This window comes from Bradyrhizobium sp. HKCCYLR20261 (assembly GCF_051168435.1).
In the GTDB taxonomy this organism is placed as follows: domain Bacteria; phylum Pseudomonadota; class Alphaproteobacteria; order Rhizobiales; family Xanthobacteraceae; genus Bradyrhizobium.
Genome location: NZ_JBNPUZ010000032.1, coordinates 1 through 19,264 on the forward strand (window position 1 = coordinate 1; position 19,264 = coordinate 19,264).

18 protein-coding genes are annotated in these 19,264 nt (G+C 65.9%); 2 read left to right on the forward strand and 16 right to left on the reverse strand.

All coding sequences use genetic code 11. The features are described from left to right. Nucleotides 1-526 precede the first annotated feature (526 nt). The 10 genes from ACQR1L_RS34590 to ACQR1L_RS34635 form a co-directional block, all read right to left on the reverse strand. Nucleotides 527-2,266 carry a nitrilase-related carbon-nitrogen hydrolase gene (locus tag ACQR1L_RS34590; RefSeq protein WP_434862382.1) on the reverse strand — a complete coding sequence of 580 codons (1,740 nt, stop codon included), beginning with the start codon at nt 2,264-2,266 and terminating at the stop codon, nt 527-529. 11 nt (nt 2,267-2,277) lie between these two features. After that, entirely contained in the window at nt 2,278-3,267 is a 990-nt protein-coding gene (locus ACQR1L_RS34595) for an acetamidase/formamidase family protein (protein ID WP_434862383.1), read from the reverse strand. A 32-nt stretch (nt 3,268-3,299) separates the two neighbouring features. Next, nucleotides 3,300-4,016, reverse strand: coding sequence for an ABC transporter ATP-binding protein (locus ACQR1L_RS34600; RefSeq protein ID WP_434862384.1), 717 nt, complete (start codon nt 4,014-4,016; stop codon nt 3,300-3,302). Then, a complete protein-coding gene (locus ACQR1L_RS34605) occupies nt 4,009-4,725 on the reverse strand; it encodes an ABC transporter ATP-binding protein (RefSeq protein ID WP_434862385.1) in 717 nt (238 codons plus the stop codon). Before ACQR1L_RS34605 ends, ACQR1L_RS34600 begins: the two co-directional genes overlap by 8 nt. Continuing rightward, nucleotides 4,725-5,789, reverse strand: a complete 1,065-nt coding sequence (locus tag ACQR1L_RS34610) for a branched-chain amino acid ABC transporter permease (protein WP_434862386.1) — start codon at nt 5,787-5,789, stop codon at nt 4,725-4,727. The genes ACQR1L_RS34605 and ACQR1L_RS34610 overlap by 1 nt, the downstream gene beginning before the upstream one ends. An 11-nt stretch (nt 5,790-5,800) precedes the next feature. After that, nucleotides 5,801-6,673 carry an ABC transporter permease subunit gene (locus tag ACQR1L_RS34615; RefSeq protein ID WP_315720909.1) on the reverse strand — a complete coding sequence of 291 codons (873 nt, stop codon included), beginning with the start codon at nt 6,671-6,673 and terminating at the stop codon, nt 5,801-5,803. A 92-nt stretch (nt 6,674-6,765) separates the two neighbouring features. Beyond that, nucleotides 6,766-8,004: an urea ABC transporter substrate-binding protein gene (locus tag ACQR1L_RS34620; RefSeq protein WP_434862387.1), complete on the reverse strand. Its 1,239-nt coding sequence runs from the start codon at nt 8,002-8,004 to the stop codon at nt 6,766-6,768. A gap of 9 nt (nt 8,005-8,013) precedes the next feature. Beyond that, complete coding sequence (locus ACQR1L_RS34625; protein WP_434862388.1) at nt 8,014-8,679, reverse strand: ANTAR domain-containing response regulator; 666 nt, start codon at nt 8,677-8,679, stop codon at nt 8,014-8,016. Beyond that, a complete protein-coding gene (locus ACQR1L_RS34630) occupies nt 8,676-9,836 on the reverse strand; it encodes a transporter substrate-binding domain-containing protein (RefSeq protein WP_434862389.1) in 1,161 nt (386 codons plus the stop codon). The genes ACQR1L_RS34625 and ACQR1L_RS34630 overlap by 4 nt, the downstream gene beginning before the upstream one ends. A gap of 296 nt (nt 9,837-10,132) precedes the next feature. Continuing rightward, nucleotides 10,133-10,363, reverse strand: a complete 231-nt coding sequence (locus ACQR1L_RS34635; RefSeq protein ID WP_434862390.1) for a hypothetical protein — start codon at nt 10,361-10,363, stop codon at nt 10,133-10,135. A 252-nt stretch (nt 10,364-10,615) separates the two neighbouring features. Here ACQR1L_RS34635 and ACQR1L_RS34640 point away from each other — a divergent pair, with 252 nt between their 5' ends. Continuing rightward, nucleotides 10,616-11,035 carry an NUDIX hydrolase gene (locus ACQR1L_RS34640; protein WP_434862391.1) on the forward strand — a complete coding sequence of 140 codons (420 nt, stop codon included), beginning with the start codon at nt 10,616-10,618 and terminating at the stop codon, nt 11,033-11,035. A 19-nt stretch (nt 11,036-11,054) separates the two neighbouring features. Here the strand turns inward: ACQR1L_RS34640 and ACQR1L_RS34645 are convergent, their stop codons facing one another. Further along, nucleotides 11,055-11,264, reverse strand: coding sequence for a PRC-barrel domain containing protein (locus ACQR1L_RS34645; RefSeq protein ID WP_434862392.1), 210 nt, complete (start codon nt 11,262-11,264; stop codon nt 11,055-11,057). Between the two features lie 134 nt (nt 11,265-11,398). Next, on the reverse strand, nt 11,399-13,063 hold the full coding sequence (locus ACQR1L_RS34650) for a tannase/feruloyl esterase family alpha/beta hydrolase (RefSeq protein ID WP_434862393.1): 1,665 nt from the start codon (nt 13,061-13,063) through the stop codon (nt 11,399-11,401). Between the two features lie 186 nt (nt 13,064-13,249). Between ACQR1L_RS34650 and ACQR1L_RS34655 the strand changes: the two genes are divergently transcribed. After that, complete coding sequence (locus ACQR1L_RS34655) at nt 13,250-14,608, forward strand: LLM class flavin-dependent oxidoreductase (protein ID WP_434862394.1); 1,359 nt, start codon at nt 13,250-13,252, stop codon at nt 14,606-14,608. A gap of 5 nt (nt 14,609-14,613) precedes the next feature. On the opposite strand, the gene ACQR1L_RS34660 is transcribed toward ACQR1L_RS34655, so the two are convergent. The 4 genes from ACQR1L_RS34660 to ACQR1L_RS34675 all read right to left on the reverse strand — a co-directional run bounded on the left by ACQR1L_RS34660 (nt 14,614) and on the right by ACQR1L_RS34675 (nt 19,112). After that, nucleotides 14,614-15,525: a MurR/RpiR family transcriptional regulator gene (locus ACQR1L_RS34660; protein WP_434862395.1), complete on the reverse strand. Its 912-nt coding sequence runs from the start codon at nt 15,523-15,525 to the stop codon at nt 14,614-14,616. A gap of 86 nt (nt 15,526-15,611) precedes the next feature. Then, nucleotides 15,612-16,253, reverse strand: coding sequence for an aromatic-ring-hydroxylating dioxygenase subunit beta (locus ACQR1L_RS34665; RefSeq protein ID WP_434862396.1), 642 nt, complete (start codon nt 16,251-16,253; stop codon nt 15,612-15,614). Beyond that, nucleotides 16,250-17,548 carry an aromatic ring-hydroxylating dioxygenase subunit alpha gene (locus ACQR1L_RS34670; protein WP_434862397.1) on the reverse strand — a complete coding sequence of 433 codons (1,299 nt, stop codon included), beginning with the start codon at nt 17,546-17,548 and terminating at the stop codon, nt 16,250-16,252. Before ACQR1L_RS34670 ends, ACQR1L_RS34665 begins: the two co-directional genes overlap by 4 nt. 58 nt (nt 17,549-17,606) lie before the next feature. Continuing rightward, on the reverse strand, nt 17,607-19,112 hold the full coding sequence (locus ACQR1L_RS34675) for a glutamine synthetase family protein (protein ID WP_434862398.1): 1,506 nt from the start codon (nt 19,110-19,112) through the stop codon (nt 17,607-17,609). Nucleotides 19,113-19,264 lie beyond the last annotated feature (152 nt).

The window sequence follows — 19,264 nt, forward strand, 5'->3', positions numbered from 1 at the left end:
AAGACCATGGTGTTACCTTTGAAACATTGTCCGCCGAAGTCTTCTCGTCCGATCTCAGAACCAAAAGCCGAAGCCCTCAATCCCGAGACCCGCAAGGACTCCGCCGTCCACGTTTCTCTTTCTTCATCTTCACTTGTCAAACAGCCCGCACTTGTTAGTTCGCGAACTCAGTCGCTCCGAACTAATTAGTGCACCTTCTTCGGTCTCTTTCGCCGTCGAAGTCTCCGTTGCCGGGGCGCTTCAAATAGCTGATTTTTCGAGACGGTCAAGAGCTTTTCTGAAGAAAAACTCAAGAGCCAGTCGGAAGAAGAAACATCAAGGAAAACAACGTTGGTCCCGGAAGTTCGGGGGCCTCAGTCATCAGTGATGTCCGGCTGGCGTGGTGGTGAGATAGTGCGATGCCGCATCCCGTGCAAGAACTTTTTGCGACGGCTGTGAAGAAATGTGGACAGCGCGGTCGCACCCCGCTCTGCGCGCTGTCACACACGGCTTCCGTTCCATTTTGAAACGGAACGCGCGCGCAAGCTCAAAAATTGCTCGCCTTGGATTGCACCAGCGCGCGATACGAGTGCGGCATGCGCATGCAGACGAGATCTTTGCGCCGGACGACGTTGGTCGGATAGACGCTGTCGAGATTGCTGGTGTCGATCTCGAGCGTCGCAATCCCCTCCCCGCGCTCGACCATCGCCTCGCGACGCGGAAACGCAAACGTATCTGGACCGAACACGCCGCTCAGCCCGCGATCCTCATTCGCGGCGTCGCACACATTCGCGAATGCGAAGTAGGCGTTGTTCTCGCCACCGCGAACGCGGAAGTGATGCCAATGATGCGCGTCGGCCCCGGTCGGGATCGGCGCCGGCTGCATCACCTCGGTCCCTGCATGCGCCGCACTGAAAGTCCCCTTCACCGCCGAAGGACACACGATCAGGTCGCAGCCGCGCAAGGCGAGCACCCGGCCCGCTTCCGGAAACGCCGCGTCATGGCCGATCAGGATGCCGATCCGCCCCATCGGGGTATCGACAACGGTCCAGTCGTCTCCCGCCGTGGCCCAGCTGCGCTCGGCCGTGGTGAGGTGCGTCTTGCGGTAGGTGGTGATTTTACCGTCGGGTGTGACCAGGACGGCCGAATTATAGATGGTGTTCCCGTCTCGTTCTGCAAGACCGCAGACCAGCGTGAGCCCCTGCTCCGCGGCGATCCCGGTCAGCGTCCCCGTGATCCGGCCCGGGATCGGCTCGGCGGTTTCGGCCGGATCGGTCAGCCCCGTTGCCGCAAGTTCCGGGAAGACCACCAGCTCGGCGCCCTCTCCCTTCGCCGCAGCCGCCAGTTCGGCGATACGGGCGAGATTGGCCGCGACGTCGGAGCTCGGCGCGAATTGCGCCGCGCTGATCCGGGAGCGCTTGCCCACCGGCCATGGCTGATGGCCATAGAGCCCGAAGAAGTCGCGCGGGTTCCAGCTGTAGGTATTGGTGAGCAGCTCGGGATACAGCTCCGGCCGGCGCTGCGCGAACACCGGCTCGCCGAGCACCTTGCGTGCCCGTGCCCATGCGAGATCGATCTCGGCGAAGGCAACGCCGTCGCCCTTGTCGATCACGGCCGGCAGGCTGCCATCGGGCGCGATGACGCAGCTGCCGCCGGAGAACTGCACGGTGCGCTCCAGCCCCCAGCGGTTGCTCTCGATCACGTAGCAGGAGTTCTCGAAGGCGCGGCTGATCCAGTACGGCGCCGGCGTCCGCTCGGCGAGCCAGTTCGAGATGTGGCAGATGATGTCGGCGCCGCCGAGCGCCATCAGCCGCGCCGTCTCGACGAAATGGATGTCCATGCAGATCAGGAGCGCGATGCGGCCGATCGGCGTCTCGAACACCTGGTTGTGCAGGTCGCCCGCGGCGGCCCATTTCGGCTCGGAGATGTAAGGGTGGGTCTTGCGGTGCCGGCCGATCACGCCGTCGGGGCCGATCAGCACCGCGCTGTTGTAGTAGATGTCGTCGTCATCGACCTCCGGCATGCCGATGACGATGTAGCAATCATGCCGTCTGGCCAGCGCCGCGAAGCGGTGCGTGGTCGAACCCGGCACCTTTTCGACATAAGGCGCCACTTCCGCGCGGTCGTACCAGCAATAGCCTGTCGTTCCCATCTCGGGCGTCACGATCAGCTTCGCGCCGGAGGACGCCGCCTGCTCACACAGCGCGAGCAGGCCTTCGATGTTGCGCTCCTTCTCGCCCAGTGTGGGCTCGAACTGAACGGTGGCAACCTTGTAGGTCAACGACATTGTCTGCTGCCTCAGACCAGGAAGTGCTTCTTGATGGACGCGCCGAGCGTGTATTTTGGATCGACCATGTTGCCGAGCCGGACGCGCCCGGCCTGCGTCAGCAGCATGTAGGCGTCGATCTCGTCGAAACCGTAATCGGCGGCCATCCAGCGGCACAGCTCGCGATAGGCGATACGCGCCGCGTCCTCCATCGGCCGGGCCGAGCCGATGGTCATGATGACATCCTTGGTCTCCAGCCGCGGCCAGGCGATGCTCCAGTTCTTGATCAGGTCGACCTGCACCGTCGTCACGGTCGGATGCTCGATCGCGACGCCGCACAATTCGCCGTCGCCCTGCGCGGCGTGGCAATCGCCGAGATAGAGCAGCGCGCCCTTGGTATTCACCGGCAAATAGATGATCGCACCGGTGCCGACATCCGGCAGATCCATGTTGCCGCCGTAATAGTCCGGCACGAGCGAGGAGATCGCCTCGATCTCGGGCGAGGTGCCGATGGTGCCGATGAACGGCTCATAGGGCAGCGTGATCTTGTCGTTCCAGACCGTGCCCTTCTCGGCCGTGATCTCCAACTTCTTCACGCGCTCGGGCAGCGCCGGGTTGAGCAACGCGGTATTCCCCGTTCCGACCAGCCCGCCGAACTCCGGCATGATCACGGTGGTGCCGCGCGGCTGCGGCCCGCGCGGGACGATGCTCTCGATGTACACGGCAAGCGTGTCGCCCTTCTCGGCACCATTGACGTAGATCGGTCCGTTCTGCGGGTTGAGGAACGGGAAATTCAGGATCTTCGACGGGCTGTCGGTCTCATGCTTGATCGCCCCCTCGAACGCGTCATGCGTTTCGGCCGAGACCACGGCGCCGGGGTCGATGATCAGCACCGGATCGACATAGGGGCCGTAGACGTAGTGATACTTGCCCTGGTCCTGTTCGGTGATGAGATGGTGCGCGCCGCGCTCGCCCTTGGCCACGCCCTTGCGGGCCATGATCGATTCCGACTGCCAGGCCATGCTCGTTCTCCTTGTGCTCGTTTCAAGTTTCTTCAGACTGCGAGGTGGCGGCGCATCTCGGCGGCGTCGTCGAGCGCCTCGCGCGCGAGGCTCGCTGTGATGCGGCCCTTGTCCATGACGTAGGCGCGCTGCGCCATGGCGCGGATCATGTCGAGATTCTGCTCGACGAGGATGATGGTGACGCCGGTCCTGCGGTTGAGCTCGACCATGTTGCGGGCGATGTCCTGGACGATGTTGGGCTGGATGCCCTCCGAGGGCTCGTCGAGCAGGATGAGATTGGGATCGGCGATCAGGACGCGGCCGATCGCGAGCTGCTGCTGCTGGCCGCCGGACATCGTGCCGGCGCGCTGGCTCCAGCGCTCCCTGAGGATCGGAAACGCGCCGATCACGCGCTGCTTCCCCTCCTCCGGAATGCCGCCGCCCTTGATCGCAGCGCCGACCGCGATGTTCTCGCCGACGGTCAGCCGCGGAAACACGTCGCGGCCCTGCGGCACGTAGCCCATGCCGAGCCGCGCGCGCTTGTGCGCAGGCAGATGCTCGACGGCCTCGCCGCGATAGACGATCGAGCCGCTCATCGCCGGCACCAGCCCGATCAGGCTCTTCATCAGGGTCGACTTGCCGACGCCGTTGCGGCCGATCACGGCGACGATCTCGCCCTCGCGAACCTCGATCTCCAGACCCTGCAGCACCGGCTTGCCGCCATAGCCGGCGCGCAGCCCGACGGTGGTGAGGATGACTTCCTTACGCATGCGCCTGCCCCAGATAGATCGCCGCGACGCGCTCGTCGGCCACGATCTCGTCGATCGAGCCCTGCGCGAACACCTGTCCGAGATGCAGCACGGTGACGCGCTGCGCGACCTGGCGCACGAACGCCATGTCGTGCTCGATGGCGAGCACGGTCATCCCGGCCGCGTTCAGCCGCCGCACCATCTCGCCGGTCATGTGCGTCTCCTCCGGCGACATGCCGGCGGTCGGCTCGTCGAGCAGCAGCAGCCGCGGCTTCAGCGCGATCGCCATCCCGATCTCCAGCCACTGCTTCTGGCCATGGCTGAGATTGCCGGCGAGCTGCGCCTGCTCGGCTTCGAGGTTGAGGAAGGCGAGCAGCCGGTCGATCTCCTTGGTCAGAGGCGCACCATGCAGCCGGCTCTGCAGCGCGATCTCCAGGTTCTGTCGGACCGAGAGACCCTTGAACACGCCCGGCACCTGGAACTTGACCGAGAGACCGCGGCGGATGCGGGCGAAGGATTTCAGCGCGGTGATGTCTTCGCCGGCGAAATAAATCTGGCCGCTGCCGGGATGATGCTCGCCGAGGATCAGCCGGAACAAGGTGCTCTTGCCGGCGCCGTTCGGCCCGATCAGGCAGTGGATCTCGCCCTGCTCCAGCACGAGATTGACGGAATTCGTCACGTGCAGGCCGCCGAAATGCTTGTTGACGTCGCGGAGCTGCAGCAGCGCCATCACGCGGCCTCCTGCTTGCGCCGGGTGACGAGCTTTGTGATCCCCTTGATCACCCCGAGCACGAGGCCGTTGGGTGCGATCAGCACGGTCAGCACCAGCAGCACGCCCATGAACACCAGCGCATATTGGCTGCCATAGATCGTCAGCGCCTGGAATCCGGACAGCACGACCAGCGTGCCGATCACGGTCGCGGTGAGATCGCTGCGGCCGCCGACGGCGACCCAGATCAGCGGCAGCGAGGCCGCCGTCATGCCCATGCTGGAGGGCGTGATGTACTGTCCCCACACCGTGTAGAGCACGCCGGAGAGGCCGGCGAGCGCCGCACCGATCACGAAGGTGATGAGCTGATATTTGCGGATGTCGTAGCCGAGCATCTCCGCCCGCTCGGGATTTTCGCGGATGGCGACGATGACGTTGCCGAACGAGGAGTTCATCAGGATGCGCAAGCCGAGATAGACCAGGACGAGCATGCCAAGCACGACGTAGTACAGCCCGACATCGGCGAACAGCACGATCGGGCCGCCGAACCAGGGAATCGTCAGCGGCGGCATCGCGCTCATGCCGTTGAAGCCGTTCAGCCGGGCGGCCCCGATGCGCCATTCGGGACCCGCGGTCTGGGCCATGAAGCGCTCGAGCATCAAGGTCACCGCCAAGGTGACGATGCCGAGGAACACGCCGGCGATGCGGCCGAAGAACATAAAATAGCCGAGCAGCGCGGCGACCAGCGCCGCCATGCCGATGGCCAGCAGCAGCGCGATCCAGGTGAAGCCGTAGGACGCGCCGAAATTGATGGTGAGGATGCCGTAGCCATAGCCGGCGATGCCGAAGAACGCAGTCTGGCCGAACGACAGCGAGCCTCCATAGCCCCAGATCAGGCTGAGGCTGAGCGCGATGAACACCCAGACGAAGAAGTACACGGTGTTGCCGACCGTATAGCCGTCGCTGAACAACGGGTACGCCATCGCGCCGGCGAGCACGAGCGCGAACAGCGCCCAGAACGCAGGGCCGCGGCCGAGCGTCTGCGGTCCTTCGAGACGGCGGAACAAGGACAAGAAACCGGTCATCGCGGCGCCCCTCAGGTCCGCTCGCGCAGCACGAAGCCGGAGATGCCCTTCGGCAAGACCCGAACGACGATGATGACGGCGATCAGGAGGCCGATCTGGCCGAACAGCTGGCCCTGCCACGAGGTCATGCCGGACTTCACGATGGCGAGGATGCCGCCGGCCGGCGCGGTGCCGAGGAAGACGTCGGCGCCGCCGATCACGACCGTGACGAATGCCTCCATGATGAAGGTCGCGCCCATGGTCGGCACCAGGGTCATGGTCGGCGCGTACAGCCCGCCAGCAAGGCCGGCGAGCCCTGCCCCACACGCGAAGGTCAGGCTGTAGATCAGCCTGGTGTCGACACCGAGCGCGGCAGCCATATGCGGCACCTGGATGGTGGCGCGCGCGAGCACGCCGAACCGCGTCCAGTTGAACAAGGCATAGAGCGCGCCGAGCACCGCGAGTGCGGCGACGAACAGCACGATGCGGTAGATCGAATAGGAATAGGCGCCGACCTGAAAACTGCCGAACGGCGTGCCGACGCCGGCCATGGTCGACCCGACCAGGATCAGGGTGCCCTGCGTCGCGATCAGGCTGAGACCCCAGGTGGCGACGATGGTGTCGAGCGGGCGCTCATAGAGATGGCGGATCACCAGCAATTCGACGAGCACGCCGACGAAGGCCGAGGCCAAGGTGCCGCAGAGAATGCCGAGCGGCAGCGGCAGGCCGGCATGCACGGTCGCCGCCGTGACATAGGCGCCGCACATGATGAACTCGCCATGGGCGAGATTGATCACGCCCATCATGCCGAAGATGACCGCGAGCCCGCAGGCCGAGAGCACCAGGAAGGCGAACGCGTCGCCGAACTGGTAGAGCGCAGAGAATGCCAGGGTTGCGATGTCCATGTCTTCGATCGGTGTGGGGTTCGGATGCGTGAGGGGATGAAACAACGGGCCGCTCCGGCGTGAGGGGACGCCGGAGCGGCCGCGGCCGCCGATCAGGGCTTCGGCGGCGGATTCGACGGCGTGTATTGCGCCATCGGATCCTTCTTGGTCAGGTCACAGCCGGCCTCGCCGAGCCAATACGGCTTGATGTCCTCCCAGACCTTCGGAAACGAGATCGAGTGGTCGGCGCCGACCTTGGCGAGGTAGATGGTGTGCGACATGTGCTGGCTCTTGGGGTCGATGCAGACCTTGCCTTCCGGCGCGTCCATGCAGACGTCGCCCATCGCGATCACCTTGCGGATCTCGTCGCGGTTGGTCGACTTCGCCCGCTCCACCATCTGCTTGTAGAGATAGAGCGCGAGATAGGAGTTCTCGGCCTCCTGGTTCACATAGGGCTCGTTCGGGAACTTGGCCTTGAACTTGGCCAGGAATTCCTTGCTCTTCGGACTGTCGATTTCCTCGATGTAGTTGGTGGTGACGTACATGTCCTTCAGGCTCGGCGGCTTGAAGCGCTTGTGCTCGTAGCCCTGGCCGACGTTGACGGACGAGGCCATCGGCAGGTTGACGTTGGCGGACGCCGCCTGCTCGTAATAGGAGGCCTGCGCGGTGCCGACCAGCAGGGTCACGACGAAGTCGGGCTTGGCCTTCTGGATGTTCTGGATGCTCTGCGAGAACTGCGACACGCCGAGCGGGATGAACTCCTCGCCGGCCATCTCGCCGCCGTTCTCCTTGACGATCTTGCGCACCCATTCGGCCGAGATCTGGCCGAAATTGTAGTCGGCGGCCAAGGTGTAGACCTTCTTGCCGTAGGTCTGCATCATGTACGGGATCAGCGTCGAGAACTGCTGCTCCGGCACCGCGCCCGTCACCACCATGTGGCCGTCGCAGACGCCGCCTTCGTACTGGTTGTTGTAGAAGGCGAAGCCGTTGAACTGGTCGACGATCGGCCGGTAGGCCTCGCGCGAGGCCGAGGAGAAGCCGGCGAACACGACGTCGACCTTGTCCCGCTGCAGCACGCGCCGCATGAACTCCTGGTAGCGGGTGTTGTCCGACTGAGTGTCGTAGGTCACGAGCTCCAGCGGACGGCCCATGATGCCGCCGGCCTTGTTGATCTCCTCGGCCGCGAGCTGGATAGCGTGGACCTTGCCGATGGTCGCGGCGGCGAAATCGCCGGACTGGTCCTCCAGCACGCCGAGCTTGATCGGCGCCTCGGCGGCATATGCGCCTGCCGCGAAGACAAGCGTCCCCGTGAGGGCTGCGGCACGCAGCCCCCGCATTCCAGATCTGGTCATGTGATGCTCCTACATCGCTTGCTTGTTGCCGCCTTGCAGCGTGATGCTGCTCGGGCGTTCCGGCGTATCGGGCGGCATCGCCCGTCTCTTCAGGAACTCCTCGCAATAGAGCTCCAGACTTTGCCGCGCCCGCATGCTGTCGCGGCGAAGCGCGGAATAGGCATCGTCGTCGTTGAGGCCGGTCTCCTGCATCAGCAGGACGACGGCGCGGATCACGGCCCTGCGGCCGCGGCGGCGGCTCTCCAGGTCCTGCAGCTTCTCGTACATGTCGGTGCGCAGCAGGAACTGGTTGATGCCGAGAAACAACGCGGTGTAGACGGCGCCGCCGTGCACCGGCTTGCGCAGGAACGAGGTGGCGCCGAGATTGACCAGCGCCTTGAGCCGGCTCGGCGCCTCCACGCCGACGAGGCCGATCACCGGCACCGGCGGCAGCTTCGAGGCGGGATTGACCTCGAGCGCCACAGCGCCTTCGAGGTCGCCATCAATGAACAGGATGTCGCGCTCGGGCAGTAGCGCGCTGACGTCGAGCTGGGCGCGGCCCTCGACGATTTCGGGATACTCGCAGGCAACGCCCAGCTTGGCGAGCGTCGACTCCAGAGTGGTTTCCCACCCTGCCCGCCGCGTGATCACCAGCGCGCGGCCACCCTTGAAGTTCTGCAGCAAGCGGAAGGTCATGACTTCACCATTCGGAGCAGCGGTGGACGCATGGAGGTCGCAAAGCGCGGCGACGACTGCACGAGATACGGATCGGGCGCGATCGGCTGGCGCGCTTCCAGCAGCAATTCGAACTGGCCGCCGGCCGAGGAGCGGCCGATCCGCGGCGTGAGCCAGGCGTGATAGGTCTGCGGATCGATCCGCACCTCGCCCTGCGGCGCCAGCAGGCGCTGATTGGCGACGGCGCAGCGCACCAGGCGCGACTCGTCGCTGCCGGCCTGCGCCAACGTCGCGGCGAGCAGCTTGACGGCGATGTAGGAGGCTTCGGCGTCGGCCGAGACCACCGGACCATCGGGAAACGCGGCGGTATAGGCCTGCATGAAGGCGGCATTCTCCGGCGAGCTCAGCGAGGAGAAATACACGCTCGACGACAGATGGCCGTCGACCGCCTCGGCGCCGATCTCCTGCAGCTCCGGCTCGGACAAGGTACAGCTCGCAACCGGAATCTCGTTCGGCTGATCGATGCCGGCGGAGCGGCAGGCGGCGCGGAAAGCGCGGAAGAAGGCGTAGGCACTGGTGCCGATCAGGTTGTTGAAGACGACATCGGGACGCTGCTCCAGGATTGCCGCGATCACCTGGTCGAACTCGGTGTCGCCGACCGTGAGATAGCGCTCGGCCAGCACCGTGCCGCCCCGCGCGGTCAGCGCCTCGCGGAAGATGCGGTTGTTCTCCCACGCCCAGATGTAGTTCGAGCCGACGCAGAAGGCGCGGGTGCCGACCCGCGAGGCGAGGTAGTCGACCAGCGGCAGCACGTGCTGGTTCGGCGCCGCACCCGTGTAGATGACATTGTCCGAGCTCTCGAACCCCTCGTAGTGCGAGGGATACCAGAGCAGCCCGTCGAACTTCTCGAAGCAGGGAATCACTTCCTTGCGGCTCGAGGAGGTGTAGCAGCCGACGATTTGGCGGATGCCGGAACTCAACAGCTCCCGCGCCAGCGCGCGATATTGCGCGAGATCGCCGGACGGGTTCACCACCACCGGCTCCAGCGTGATCGGCCCATCGGCGGCGTTGACCTCGGCGAGCGCGAGCTGGGCGCCGTTGAGCATCGAGCGCGCGACGACGCTGTACGAGCCCGTCGTCGAGAACATCACCCCGATGCGAAACGTCGTCCGTGTCATCCCGCGTCCCAAAAACAAAAAAGCGCCCGTCGGCTGTCAAGCCGAGGGCGCCCTCGCCACCAACCAAACACGCTTGAAACAGCGCGGCGTTGGAAATGGTTTGATCGTGCTCGCGTCCAAAGGGCCGCTGTGCCCAACGCGTGGACGTTACGGTCTCTTAGAACACCTCACCTGTCAAGCGCGTTGTAGCAGCGATGCCTGCATCAAAACGTGCTCTTGTGCAGCAAATTGATGCAGGTGCGACATTGTCGACCGGCGATGCCGCAAGCCGAAGGCGACGACCGCGTCGCGCGTCGTCAGCTCCTCCGCGTCGGACTACTCCGCGCCGGCGCGGTGAGGAAGCGATCGAGCTCGACGATCGCCTCCGCCTCGCGCGCGCGGCGCAACTGCCTCGCCTGCTCGATGCCAGGCGGCAGTCGCTTGGCGAGATCACGCGCCTCGCGCGCCGTCTGCATCAGCCGCTCGCCAAGCGACATCGTCTGCTTGACGCGCCGCCGCCGTTTCTTCTCAATCTCTACGTCATCCATGCGATCCGGACCCGGTTCAAGTTCGACGTGTACGCAACCCTAGATGATCACGCCTTCACCGCACCCACATAGGTGAATCCGAAATGGCGGGATGCCCTGGGCTGCAGGACAGCTTTCCGCTACACGACATCCCGAAGGTTAGTCGCAATGCAGCGACCGCCACGTATCAAATGATCTGGATGGCGCCGGCTGCGCGGACAAAGGAACCAAGGTCGGCCGCAGCGGTTCAAAACCGGAATGAAAGGGGGTCCCATGAAGCAGAAGCAGTTCGCCGCCCTGCCCTTTCGGATCAAAGCCGCGGAACTTCGCATTCTCCTGATCACAACCCGCCGCAAGCGGCGCTGGTCAGTGCCGAAGGGGTCGCCGATGCTGCGCAAGCGCGCGCACCGGGTGGCGGCGATCGAGGCCTATGAGGAGGCCGGCCTGCGCGGCAAGATCAGCCGCCATGCGCTCGGCCGTTTCAAGCACAGCAAGCGCAAGGGCAAGCGCAAGATCCAGTGCGAAGTGGCGCTGTTTCCCCTGGAAGTCACCAAGCAGCATCGGCGATGGCCCGAGCGCGGCGAGCGCAAGCTGCTGTGGCTGCCGGCGCCCGAGGCTGCGCGGCTCGTGCATCGGAGCAAGCTGCGGCAACTGATCGAAAGCTTTGCCGTCGCGCATGCGAGACGGCGCTGACGCCTCCGCCCTGCTCCGCTCAATCCTGCGCAAACCTGATCGTCGACACCGGCCAGCGCCCGTCATGGCCGCTGATCGAGATGCGCAGACCATGCAGCTCGTCGAGATGGACCTGCTCCACCGTTCCAGCCTTGCCGTCACTCAACGCCACGCACTTCCCGATCAGCTCGGTCTGAGCATGCTCGAACTCGTACAGGATGGTGAAGGCGCGAGTCTTGACGGCAACCATGAGGACACGAATGCGGGCCGATGGGACGCCGCGAAGGCGGGCCGGCGCTGGCCGGGAGATCGGGGCTCGCGCACGGCACGTCAACCACCCATCAAGCGATCGTGCACGCCATGCGGACGACTTGCACGATCCGTTCAGCGGCACTCGAAATTGGCGGCGTCCTCGAGGCTGCCGCTGCCCTTGTAGGTCACAACCTTCGGAAACGCGCAGAGATCACGTGTACGCCCCGGCCATGGCACGTCCGGCGCACGCCGCGCCGTCGCGCGGATCGCCTCCGGTGCGGCCGCCTTGCCTTCCACCCATTGATCGAGCGCGCTCAACAGATCGAACTGGTCGGTTGCGGGTCCGCCGCCGCAATGGTTCATGCCGGGAACCAGGAACAGCCGCGCGAAGCCGTCGGCGTCGGCGTATTTCGTCTTGAGCTGGTCGACATAGTCGATCGTATCGAGCGCCGAGAAGATCGGATCGGCGACGCCGTGATAGAACAGCATCTTGCCGCCCTTCGACTTGAAGGCGTCGAGATCGGTCGAGGTCGCCGCCTCATATTCCATGCCGGCGTCGAAGCCATCCGCGCCCTTCATCACCTTCGGCGTGTCGCGGTCGAGATCGAAATTGCGCACCCAGGAGACGAGATCGTCGGGCGTTTGCGGCGGGCTCATGAAGTCATAGGCCACGCCGCCCGGAATGAGCGTGAGATTGCGTGCGTTCGGCGGGCTGGCCTTGGGCGTCCCGAGCTTCCAGGCCCGCCAGCCGGGCGCGGCGAGGCCGGGATCGTAGGGCCAGCGCGCATAGATCAACCCGCCCATGGCGTTGCGGCTGCCGTCGAACATCAGCTTGACGGCCTTCAGCTTGGGCGGCGACAGGCACTGCGCGTTCTGCCCGTCCTTGCAGGCCAGCACCGCCGCATCGAAGCGGCAGGCCATGACGTCCTGCACCATGCCGTCCTTGGCGCCGTCGGCGCCATCGCACGCCTCGGTCACGCCATCGGCGACCAGCTTCAAATCCTCGTCGGTGAGCGCACTGCCGACATCGGCCTTGCCGTCGGGACCGGGCGGCGCGATCGCCAACAACGCCTGCTCCTGCGCGATCACGTCGATGCCGGCCAGCGGCACGCGGTAGGCGGGCGCGCCGGCGATGACGCCGTCGAACAGCTCGGGAAAGCGCTGCGTCACCGCCATCGCCTGCCGTCCGCCATTGGAGCAGCCGGCGAAGTAGGAGCGGCGCGGCGCGTTGCCGTAGAGCTTCTCGCTCGCCGCCTTGGCGGCGGCCGCCACCGGCGGAATCGAGCTGTAGCCCTTGTCGCGCCGCGCCTGCGGATCGAGGCCGAACAGATACGGCCCGAGCGGACCGGGCTCCTCGAGATGGCCGGCGTCCGTCGAGGCCGCGACATAGCCGTTGGAGAGCGCGTTCGGCGGCGTGGTGCCGGTCAACAGGCCGAGCGCCGGCCGCAGCACGCCGTCGACGCCGCCGCCGCCCTGGAAGACGAACTTGCCATTCCACGTCGCGGGCAATCGCAGCTCGTAGCCAACAGCGTAGGGCTTGCCATCGATCCCCGTGCGCTCGTTAATCTTGCCACGGATCAGGCAATGATCCGGCGCCGGGCTGGTGACCCCCGCAGGGGCCGGCGGCGCCAGTTGGACGCCGCCGGCCGCGACGAACTCCACCGTCACAATGCGGCCGCTGCCGGAAAAGCCCTGCGCCAGCGCCGCACAGCTCGCCTTGAAATCCTCGGCATGGGCGCATGACATTGCTGACCCCGTCAGCAAGACCGCGGCCAGCGCCGCCATCCGGATCTGCATCAGTCTCGTCCTCTCCCCACATCCGGGCCTTCGCCCGTCGCGCGCCATCATTGCTTCGCAGCGCGCTTGATCACATCGCGACCATAGCCCAGCCTGCGCGCGCCGCAAGCGGCCGTGCGCTCACGCGCAATTGAAAACATCGGCCGAAGCGTGCCATCTGTCGGCACCACACGATCGAGGGACATCATGGCTGCGGACATCCGGTTGAATGCGTTTGCGATGAACTGCGTCGGGCACCAGTCGCCCGGCCTGTGGCGACATCCGCGTGACCGCTCCTCCGATTACAACCGCTTGCCCTATTGGCTCGACCTCGCCAAGACCTTGGAGCGCGGCCGGTTCGACGGGCTGTTTCTCGCCGATGTGCTCGGCGTCTACGACGTCTATGGCGGCAATCCGGACGCCGCGCTGCGCCACGCCATCCAGGTGCCGGTCAACGACCCCATGATGCTGATCTCGGCGATGGCCGCCGTGACGGAGCATCTCGGCTTCGGCGTCACCTGCACTTTGTCCTACGAGCCGCCCTACCCGTTCGCGCGGCGGATGTCGACGCTCGATCATCTCACCGAGGGCCGCATCGGCTGGAACATCGTCACCGGCTACCTCGACAGCGCCGCGCGCGGCATGGGCAAGCAGCGCCAGACCGGCCACGATGATCGCTACGACATCGCCGACGAATACATGGAGGTGGTCTACAAGCTGTGGGAAGGCAGCTGGGAAGACGATGCCGTGAAGCGCGATCGTGCCAGCGGCATCTTCACCGATCCGGCGAAAGTCCACCGCGTCAGCCATCAGGGCGAGAACTACCAGCTCGACGCCATCCATCTGTCCGAGCCGTCGCCGCAACGGACGCCGGTGCTGTACCAGGCCGGCACCTCGCCACGCGGCCGCGTGTTCGCAGGCCGCCACGCCGAATGCGTGTTCATGTCGGGCCCATCGGCCAAGATCATCGCGCCGCGCGTCGCGGCGATCCGCCAGGCCGCGGTCGAGGCCGGCCGCGCGGCGGGCGACATCGTGATCTTCAGCATCGCGACCGTCGTGCTCGGCGAGACCGATGCGGAGGCCGAGGCCAAGTTCGCCGACTATCGCCGCTACATCGACCACGAGGCGTCGCTGACCTTGATGTCGGGCTGGACCGGCGTCGACTTCTCGACCTACGAGCTCGACCAGCAGGTCCGCCACGTCCTCAACGACGCCGGCCGCAGCGCGATGGACAACGTCACCCGCGCCGATCCAGACCGGGTCTGGACCGTGCGCGAGGTCGCCGAGCATATCGGCATCGGCGGCATCGGGCCGGTGTTCGTGGGCTCGCCGGGGAAGGTTGCAGACCTCATCGAGAGCTGGGTCGAGCAGACCGGCGTCGACGGCCTCAACCTCGCCTTCGCGCTGTCGCCGGAGAGCTTTGCCGATGTCGCCGACATGCTGGTGCCGGAATTGACCAGGCGCGGCCGCTACAAGAAGGCGTATCAGCCGGGCACCTTGCGCGAGAAGATGTTTGGGCGCGCACGGCTGGCGGCGCCACATCCGGCGGCGGGCTACCGGCCATAAGGCCGCTACTTCTCACGCAGCCCTTTCTGGATCGGCGTCATGCCCGGCGAGCCCTGCTCGTCGGCCTGCTGGAGCGCCAGGAATTCGCCGAGCCGCTTGCGCGCGGGAGAGCCGAGGGACCGCGCGACCTCGGAGATCAGGAGCTCGGTGAGCGCAAAGCCGCCGGCCATCGAATCGAACGGCTCGAGCCCCCTGGTGCTGCTAGTCAGCAAGGTCGTCGCATGCGAGGCGAGCGGCGACAGATATTGATCGGTCACCAGGATCAGATGCGCGCGGCGCTTGGCCGCCTCAAGGCCCCAATCGAGCGTGCTCTGCTGGTAGTGGCGGAAATCGAACAGCACCACGACCGTCTTCGGCCTGAGATCCACGAGGGCGGAGATGCGCTCCGTCCCATCGGAGGCGATTTGGACGACATCCTTGCGCAGCATCGAGAGATAGGTCGCAAGCTGCGTCGCCAGGATGGCGCTGATGCGGCCGCCCATCACCAGCACCGGCCGCGAGACGTCGGCGAGCGCCGTCACCGCCGCCTTCAGCTCCTTCGCATCGAGATGCGAGAAGGTCGAGCGGATGCAGTCGACATAGGCGGCCTGCGCGCGCGCCGCCGGCGTCTCTGCCGCCGGCTGCCGCTTCGCATCGGGATAGGCATCGACGGGCGAGAAGATGCGCTGGTGGATTTCGGCGCGCAAAGTTTCGTGAAACGCGCCGTAGCCGTCGAAGCCGAGCTTGCCGACCAGCCGCAGCACCGTCGGCGCGCTAACCTCGGCGGCGGTCGCCAGCTGCACGATCGGCACCAGGCCTCCGGTCGGGTAGTTCTCCAGGATCACCTTGGCGACCGCGAGCTCGGCCGGCGCCAGATGGTTGCGCACGACGCGGATGCGCTCCGCGACCGTGCCGTCGCTCGGGACCGGCGCGCTCACGACAGGCCGACCCGCGCTTCGAGGGGCATGGTGATCATCATCACCACGCAGCTAGCATGAAAAGCCGATCCGCAAAAGCGAGCGCCTCAGAGCAGGAAGGTCATGTTGTGCTGGCTTCTCGCGGCGTCGAGCAGCGCCACGAGCTTGCGGTCGATCTTGAGCCGGCCCCCCTCCTCCTTGAGCACGTGGCCCATCCAGCCTGTGAGAGTCTGCACGACATGGCCGGCCCGCATCTCATGGACGATGAATTGCGAGCGGATCTTGATTTCGTCACCCGCGGCGCTCGTAACCCGTACGAAGCCTGAATTGAGATGGCTGGTGTAGGACGGTGGCAGCTGCGACGAGGCCACGCCGGTGCGCAGCCAGACGATGCGGTCACCCATCCGCCGGCGATCGTCGAAGGCGACCGTCACCTGGCGCTGCGGATCGCCGCGAGCGGCATCAGGCATGTCGCCGGCCGCCGGCACCCAGTACAGGCATTGCCGCGTGTACAGCTGGTACCAGCGTTCGAAGGCGCGGCGGTCGAGCAGCCAGTGCTCGTGCAGGATCAGCGCCTCGTAGCGCTGCCGCTCGGCCTCGGTGAGCGGCGTGCCGATCGCCTGCCATTCGTCGAGATCGGCGCGCAGCCGCGCATAATAGCTGTCGTCGACATAGGTCGATTCCAGGCTGTCGCGCAGAATGTCCTTGAGCGTGAAGCCGTCATCCATGTTGAGATCGAGCAGGGTCATGCGGCGGCCAATCGTGTCGTTGACGTCATCAGGCGCTTCCACTCGCGCCAGAACGCGCGCAGCGGCAGATCGTCGGTCACTGGTCCCGTCAGCATGCCCTTCGGGCCGACATATTCCGTGCCGGTGTCGAGATGGCGGTTGGTCAGCACCCATTCCATCTCGGGGATCGAGAGGCCGGCCTGGCACTCCTCGAAATTGGCGAGATCGTCGGGTTCGCCGAAGCTCGGGAAATCCTCCTGCAGCCGCATGCGCAATGCGTTGACCTCGTCCGGCAGATCCGGCGCCTCGAGCGCGGTCGCGTACCAGGTGATATGAGTGAGATCGACCTTCTGCGGCTCGATCACCTGGATCTGATTGCCGATGATCAGGAGGTTCGGGAAGATGTTGAGGTTCATGCCCGAGCCCATCACCACGTCGAGCGCGGCATCGGCCTTGGCGCCGAGCTTGGCACGGATCGCCTGCTCGTAGCGGCTCTCGCCCGGCATCGGCGCCGCCTGCTCCCAATAGCGTTTGATCTCGGCGCGCTGGTCGATGAAGGTGTGGCCGTTGCCGACGTCGGCCACCGTCTGCAGGCCATGGTCGACATTGCCGATCGTCCACTGCATGTCGACGCCGGCGCCGTAGCGGTCCTTGCGCATGCGCAACAGCGACATGTGCGAGAAGCCCGGATGATAGCCGTCGGCTGAATTGTCGTAGACCAGCTTCCAATTGCCGAGGCAGATCATGCGATGGGTGCCGCGCTGCAGCTTCAGGGTGGCGCCCGGCCAGCGGTCGAGCCATTCGTCGATCAGCTGCGCGGCAGGACCGAGGTGGTGGACGAGCTCCGGCATCTCCGGATTGAGGGTCGCGAAGATGAAGCCGCGATAGCTCGCGACCCGCGCCTTGCCGAGGCCGAGCGCCGTCTTGTCGAACCCCTCGCCGTAACCCTCCTCGATCGGCACGCCGACCAGCGCGCCTGCGCTGTCGAACGACCAGTTGTGATACGGGCAGGTGAAGCGCCGCGCCGTGCCCTCGTCCTGGCGGCAGACGGTGGCGCCGCGATGGGTGCAGCGGTTGAGCAACACGTGCAGCGCGCCGTCGCGATCGCGGCTGACGATCACCGGCCGCAGGCCGAGCTTACGGCGCACGAAGCTGTGCGGCGCCGGCAGTTCACTCTCATGGGCGAGGTACGTCCAGGTGGCGCCGAACACGCGGTTCATCTCAGCGGCGAAGATCGCTTCGTCGGTATAGAGCGACCGATGCACGCGATGCTCCTGCACCAGCGCGTCGAGCGGCAGTTCAGCCGGATGGGTCATGGGATCTCCTCGAAGCTGGCAGGACGCGAGCGATTGGCGCCCGCGTCCTGCGCCGCGGTCAGTAGCGCGTGAAATATTCGCGATGCTCCCAGGCGGTGACGTCGTCCGGCGTCGCCTGCCAATCCGGCTCGGCGGCGAGGAAGCGGTTCACCTCGCACTGCTTCATCCCGAGCAGCCAGTCGACGAAGACATCGCCCATCTGGCTGCGGAAGTAGCTGCTGGTCTTGAGTGCCTCCAGCGCCTCCATCAGATTGGTCGGCAGCAGCGGCCGGTGGGTGGCCGTATAGGGGCTGGTTTCCAAGGGACCCGGATCGAGCTTGCGGCGCAGGCCGTCGAGGCCCGCCAGCGCCTGCGAGGCGATGTACAGATACGGATTGGCGCCGGGCTCGCCGATGCGGTTCTCGATATGCGCCGACTGTTCGCCCGGCATGCCCTGCACCCGGATCATCGCCGCGCGGTTGTCATAGCCCCAGGTGGCACGGTCCGGCGCCAGCGAGTTCGGCTTGCGGCGGCGATAGCCGTTGACGGTCGGCGTCGTGAACACCGAGGCGGCCGCGGCGTGTTCGAGCAGGCCGCCGACGAAGTGGCGGCCGACGTCGGAGAGCAGCTCGCCCGAGCCGGGCTCCGAGGCGAAGGCGTTGCGGCCGTCGGCGGTGGCGAGGCTCTGATGCAGATGCCAGCCGCTGGCGACGTAGTTTGGCAGCCCCGGCCGCGTCATGAAGGTCGCATGCAGCCCCATGCGGGTCGCGACCTGCTTCACCATCGAGCGGAACAGCGACATCGTGTCGGCCGTCTTCAGGCCCGTCTGGACGTCGAAGGTGAATTCGAGCTGGCCCGGGCCCATCTCGTTCTCCATCGTGCGCAGCGGCAGATCGAGCGCCACGCAATGGTCGGCGAGCGTGCAGATGAAATCATCCATGCGGTCGAGATTGTCCTCGACCTGGTAGGAGAAGCCGCGCGCGGCGGCCTCGACCAGCGGCGGCGTCGGCGGCACGCCGAGCGTGCCCATGTCCTCGGGCGCGAGCTTCGGATCGAGCACCTTGGTGACGTAGAACTCGATCTCGAGGCCGGTGATGAAGGTGTATTTCTCGCGCGCCAGCTCGGCGAGCGCCGCCTTCAGCTTGTGGCGCGCATCGAACGGCACGGGACGACCGTCGCGGAAATAGAGATCGCCGAGCACCCAGCCGGTGCCGGGCGACCAGGGCAGCACGCGGAAGGTCGTGGGATCGGGCACCAGGATGACGTTGGCGAAGCCGGCCATCTCGGCCATGCCGAAGCCGCCGCCGTCCATGAACGGATTGTAGGCGATGCCCTCGGCGGAATCGAAGCCGTATTGCGCGTTGGTGAACTCGATGCCGTTCTTCAGCGCCGCATGAAACGGCCCCGGCATCAGCGTCTTGCTGCGCAGCTTGCCTTGCGGGTCGGCGACCGACACGCGGATGCAGCGCAGGCCCTTTTCCTTGACGGCGGCCAGCGCCTCGCCTGCGGCCGCCTTCTGCTCGTCGCTCCAGAGGCCATGGGCCTCGATGAAACCCGCTGTCGTCACGTTGGCTCCTCCTCGCATGAACGCGCCGCATCGCGGGCATTCGTTGGATGGTCACCGGCGCGGAGAAATCTGTTTCATTACGCATAATCTTAAAAGCGTAAAATTTATTACTCATGCCGAAATTGTAAGCCGCGCCCTGCCCGCGCGCGAGCCAGCGCGCGGCGCGTCGC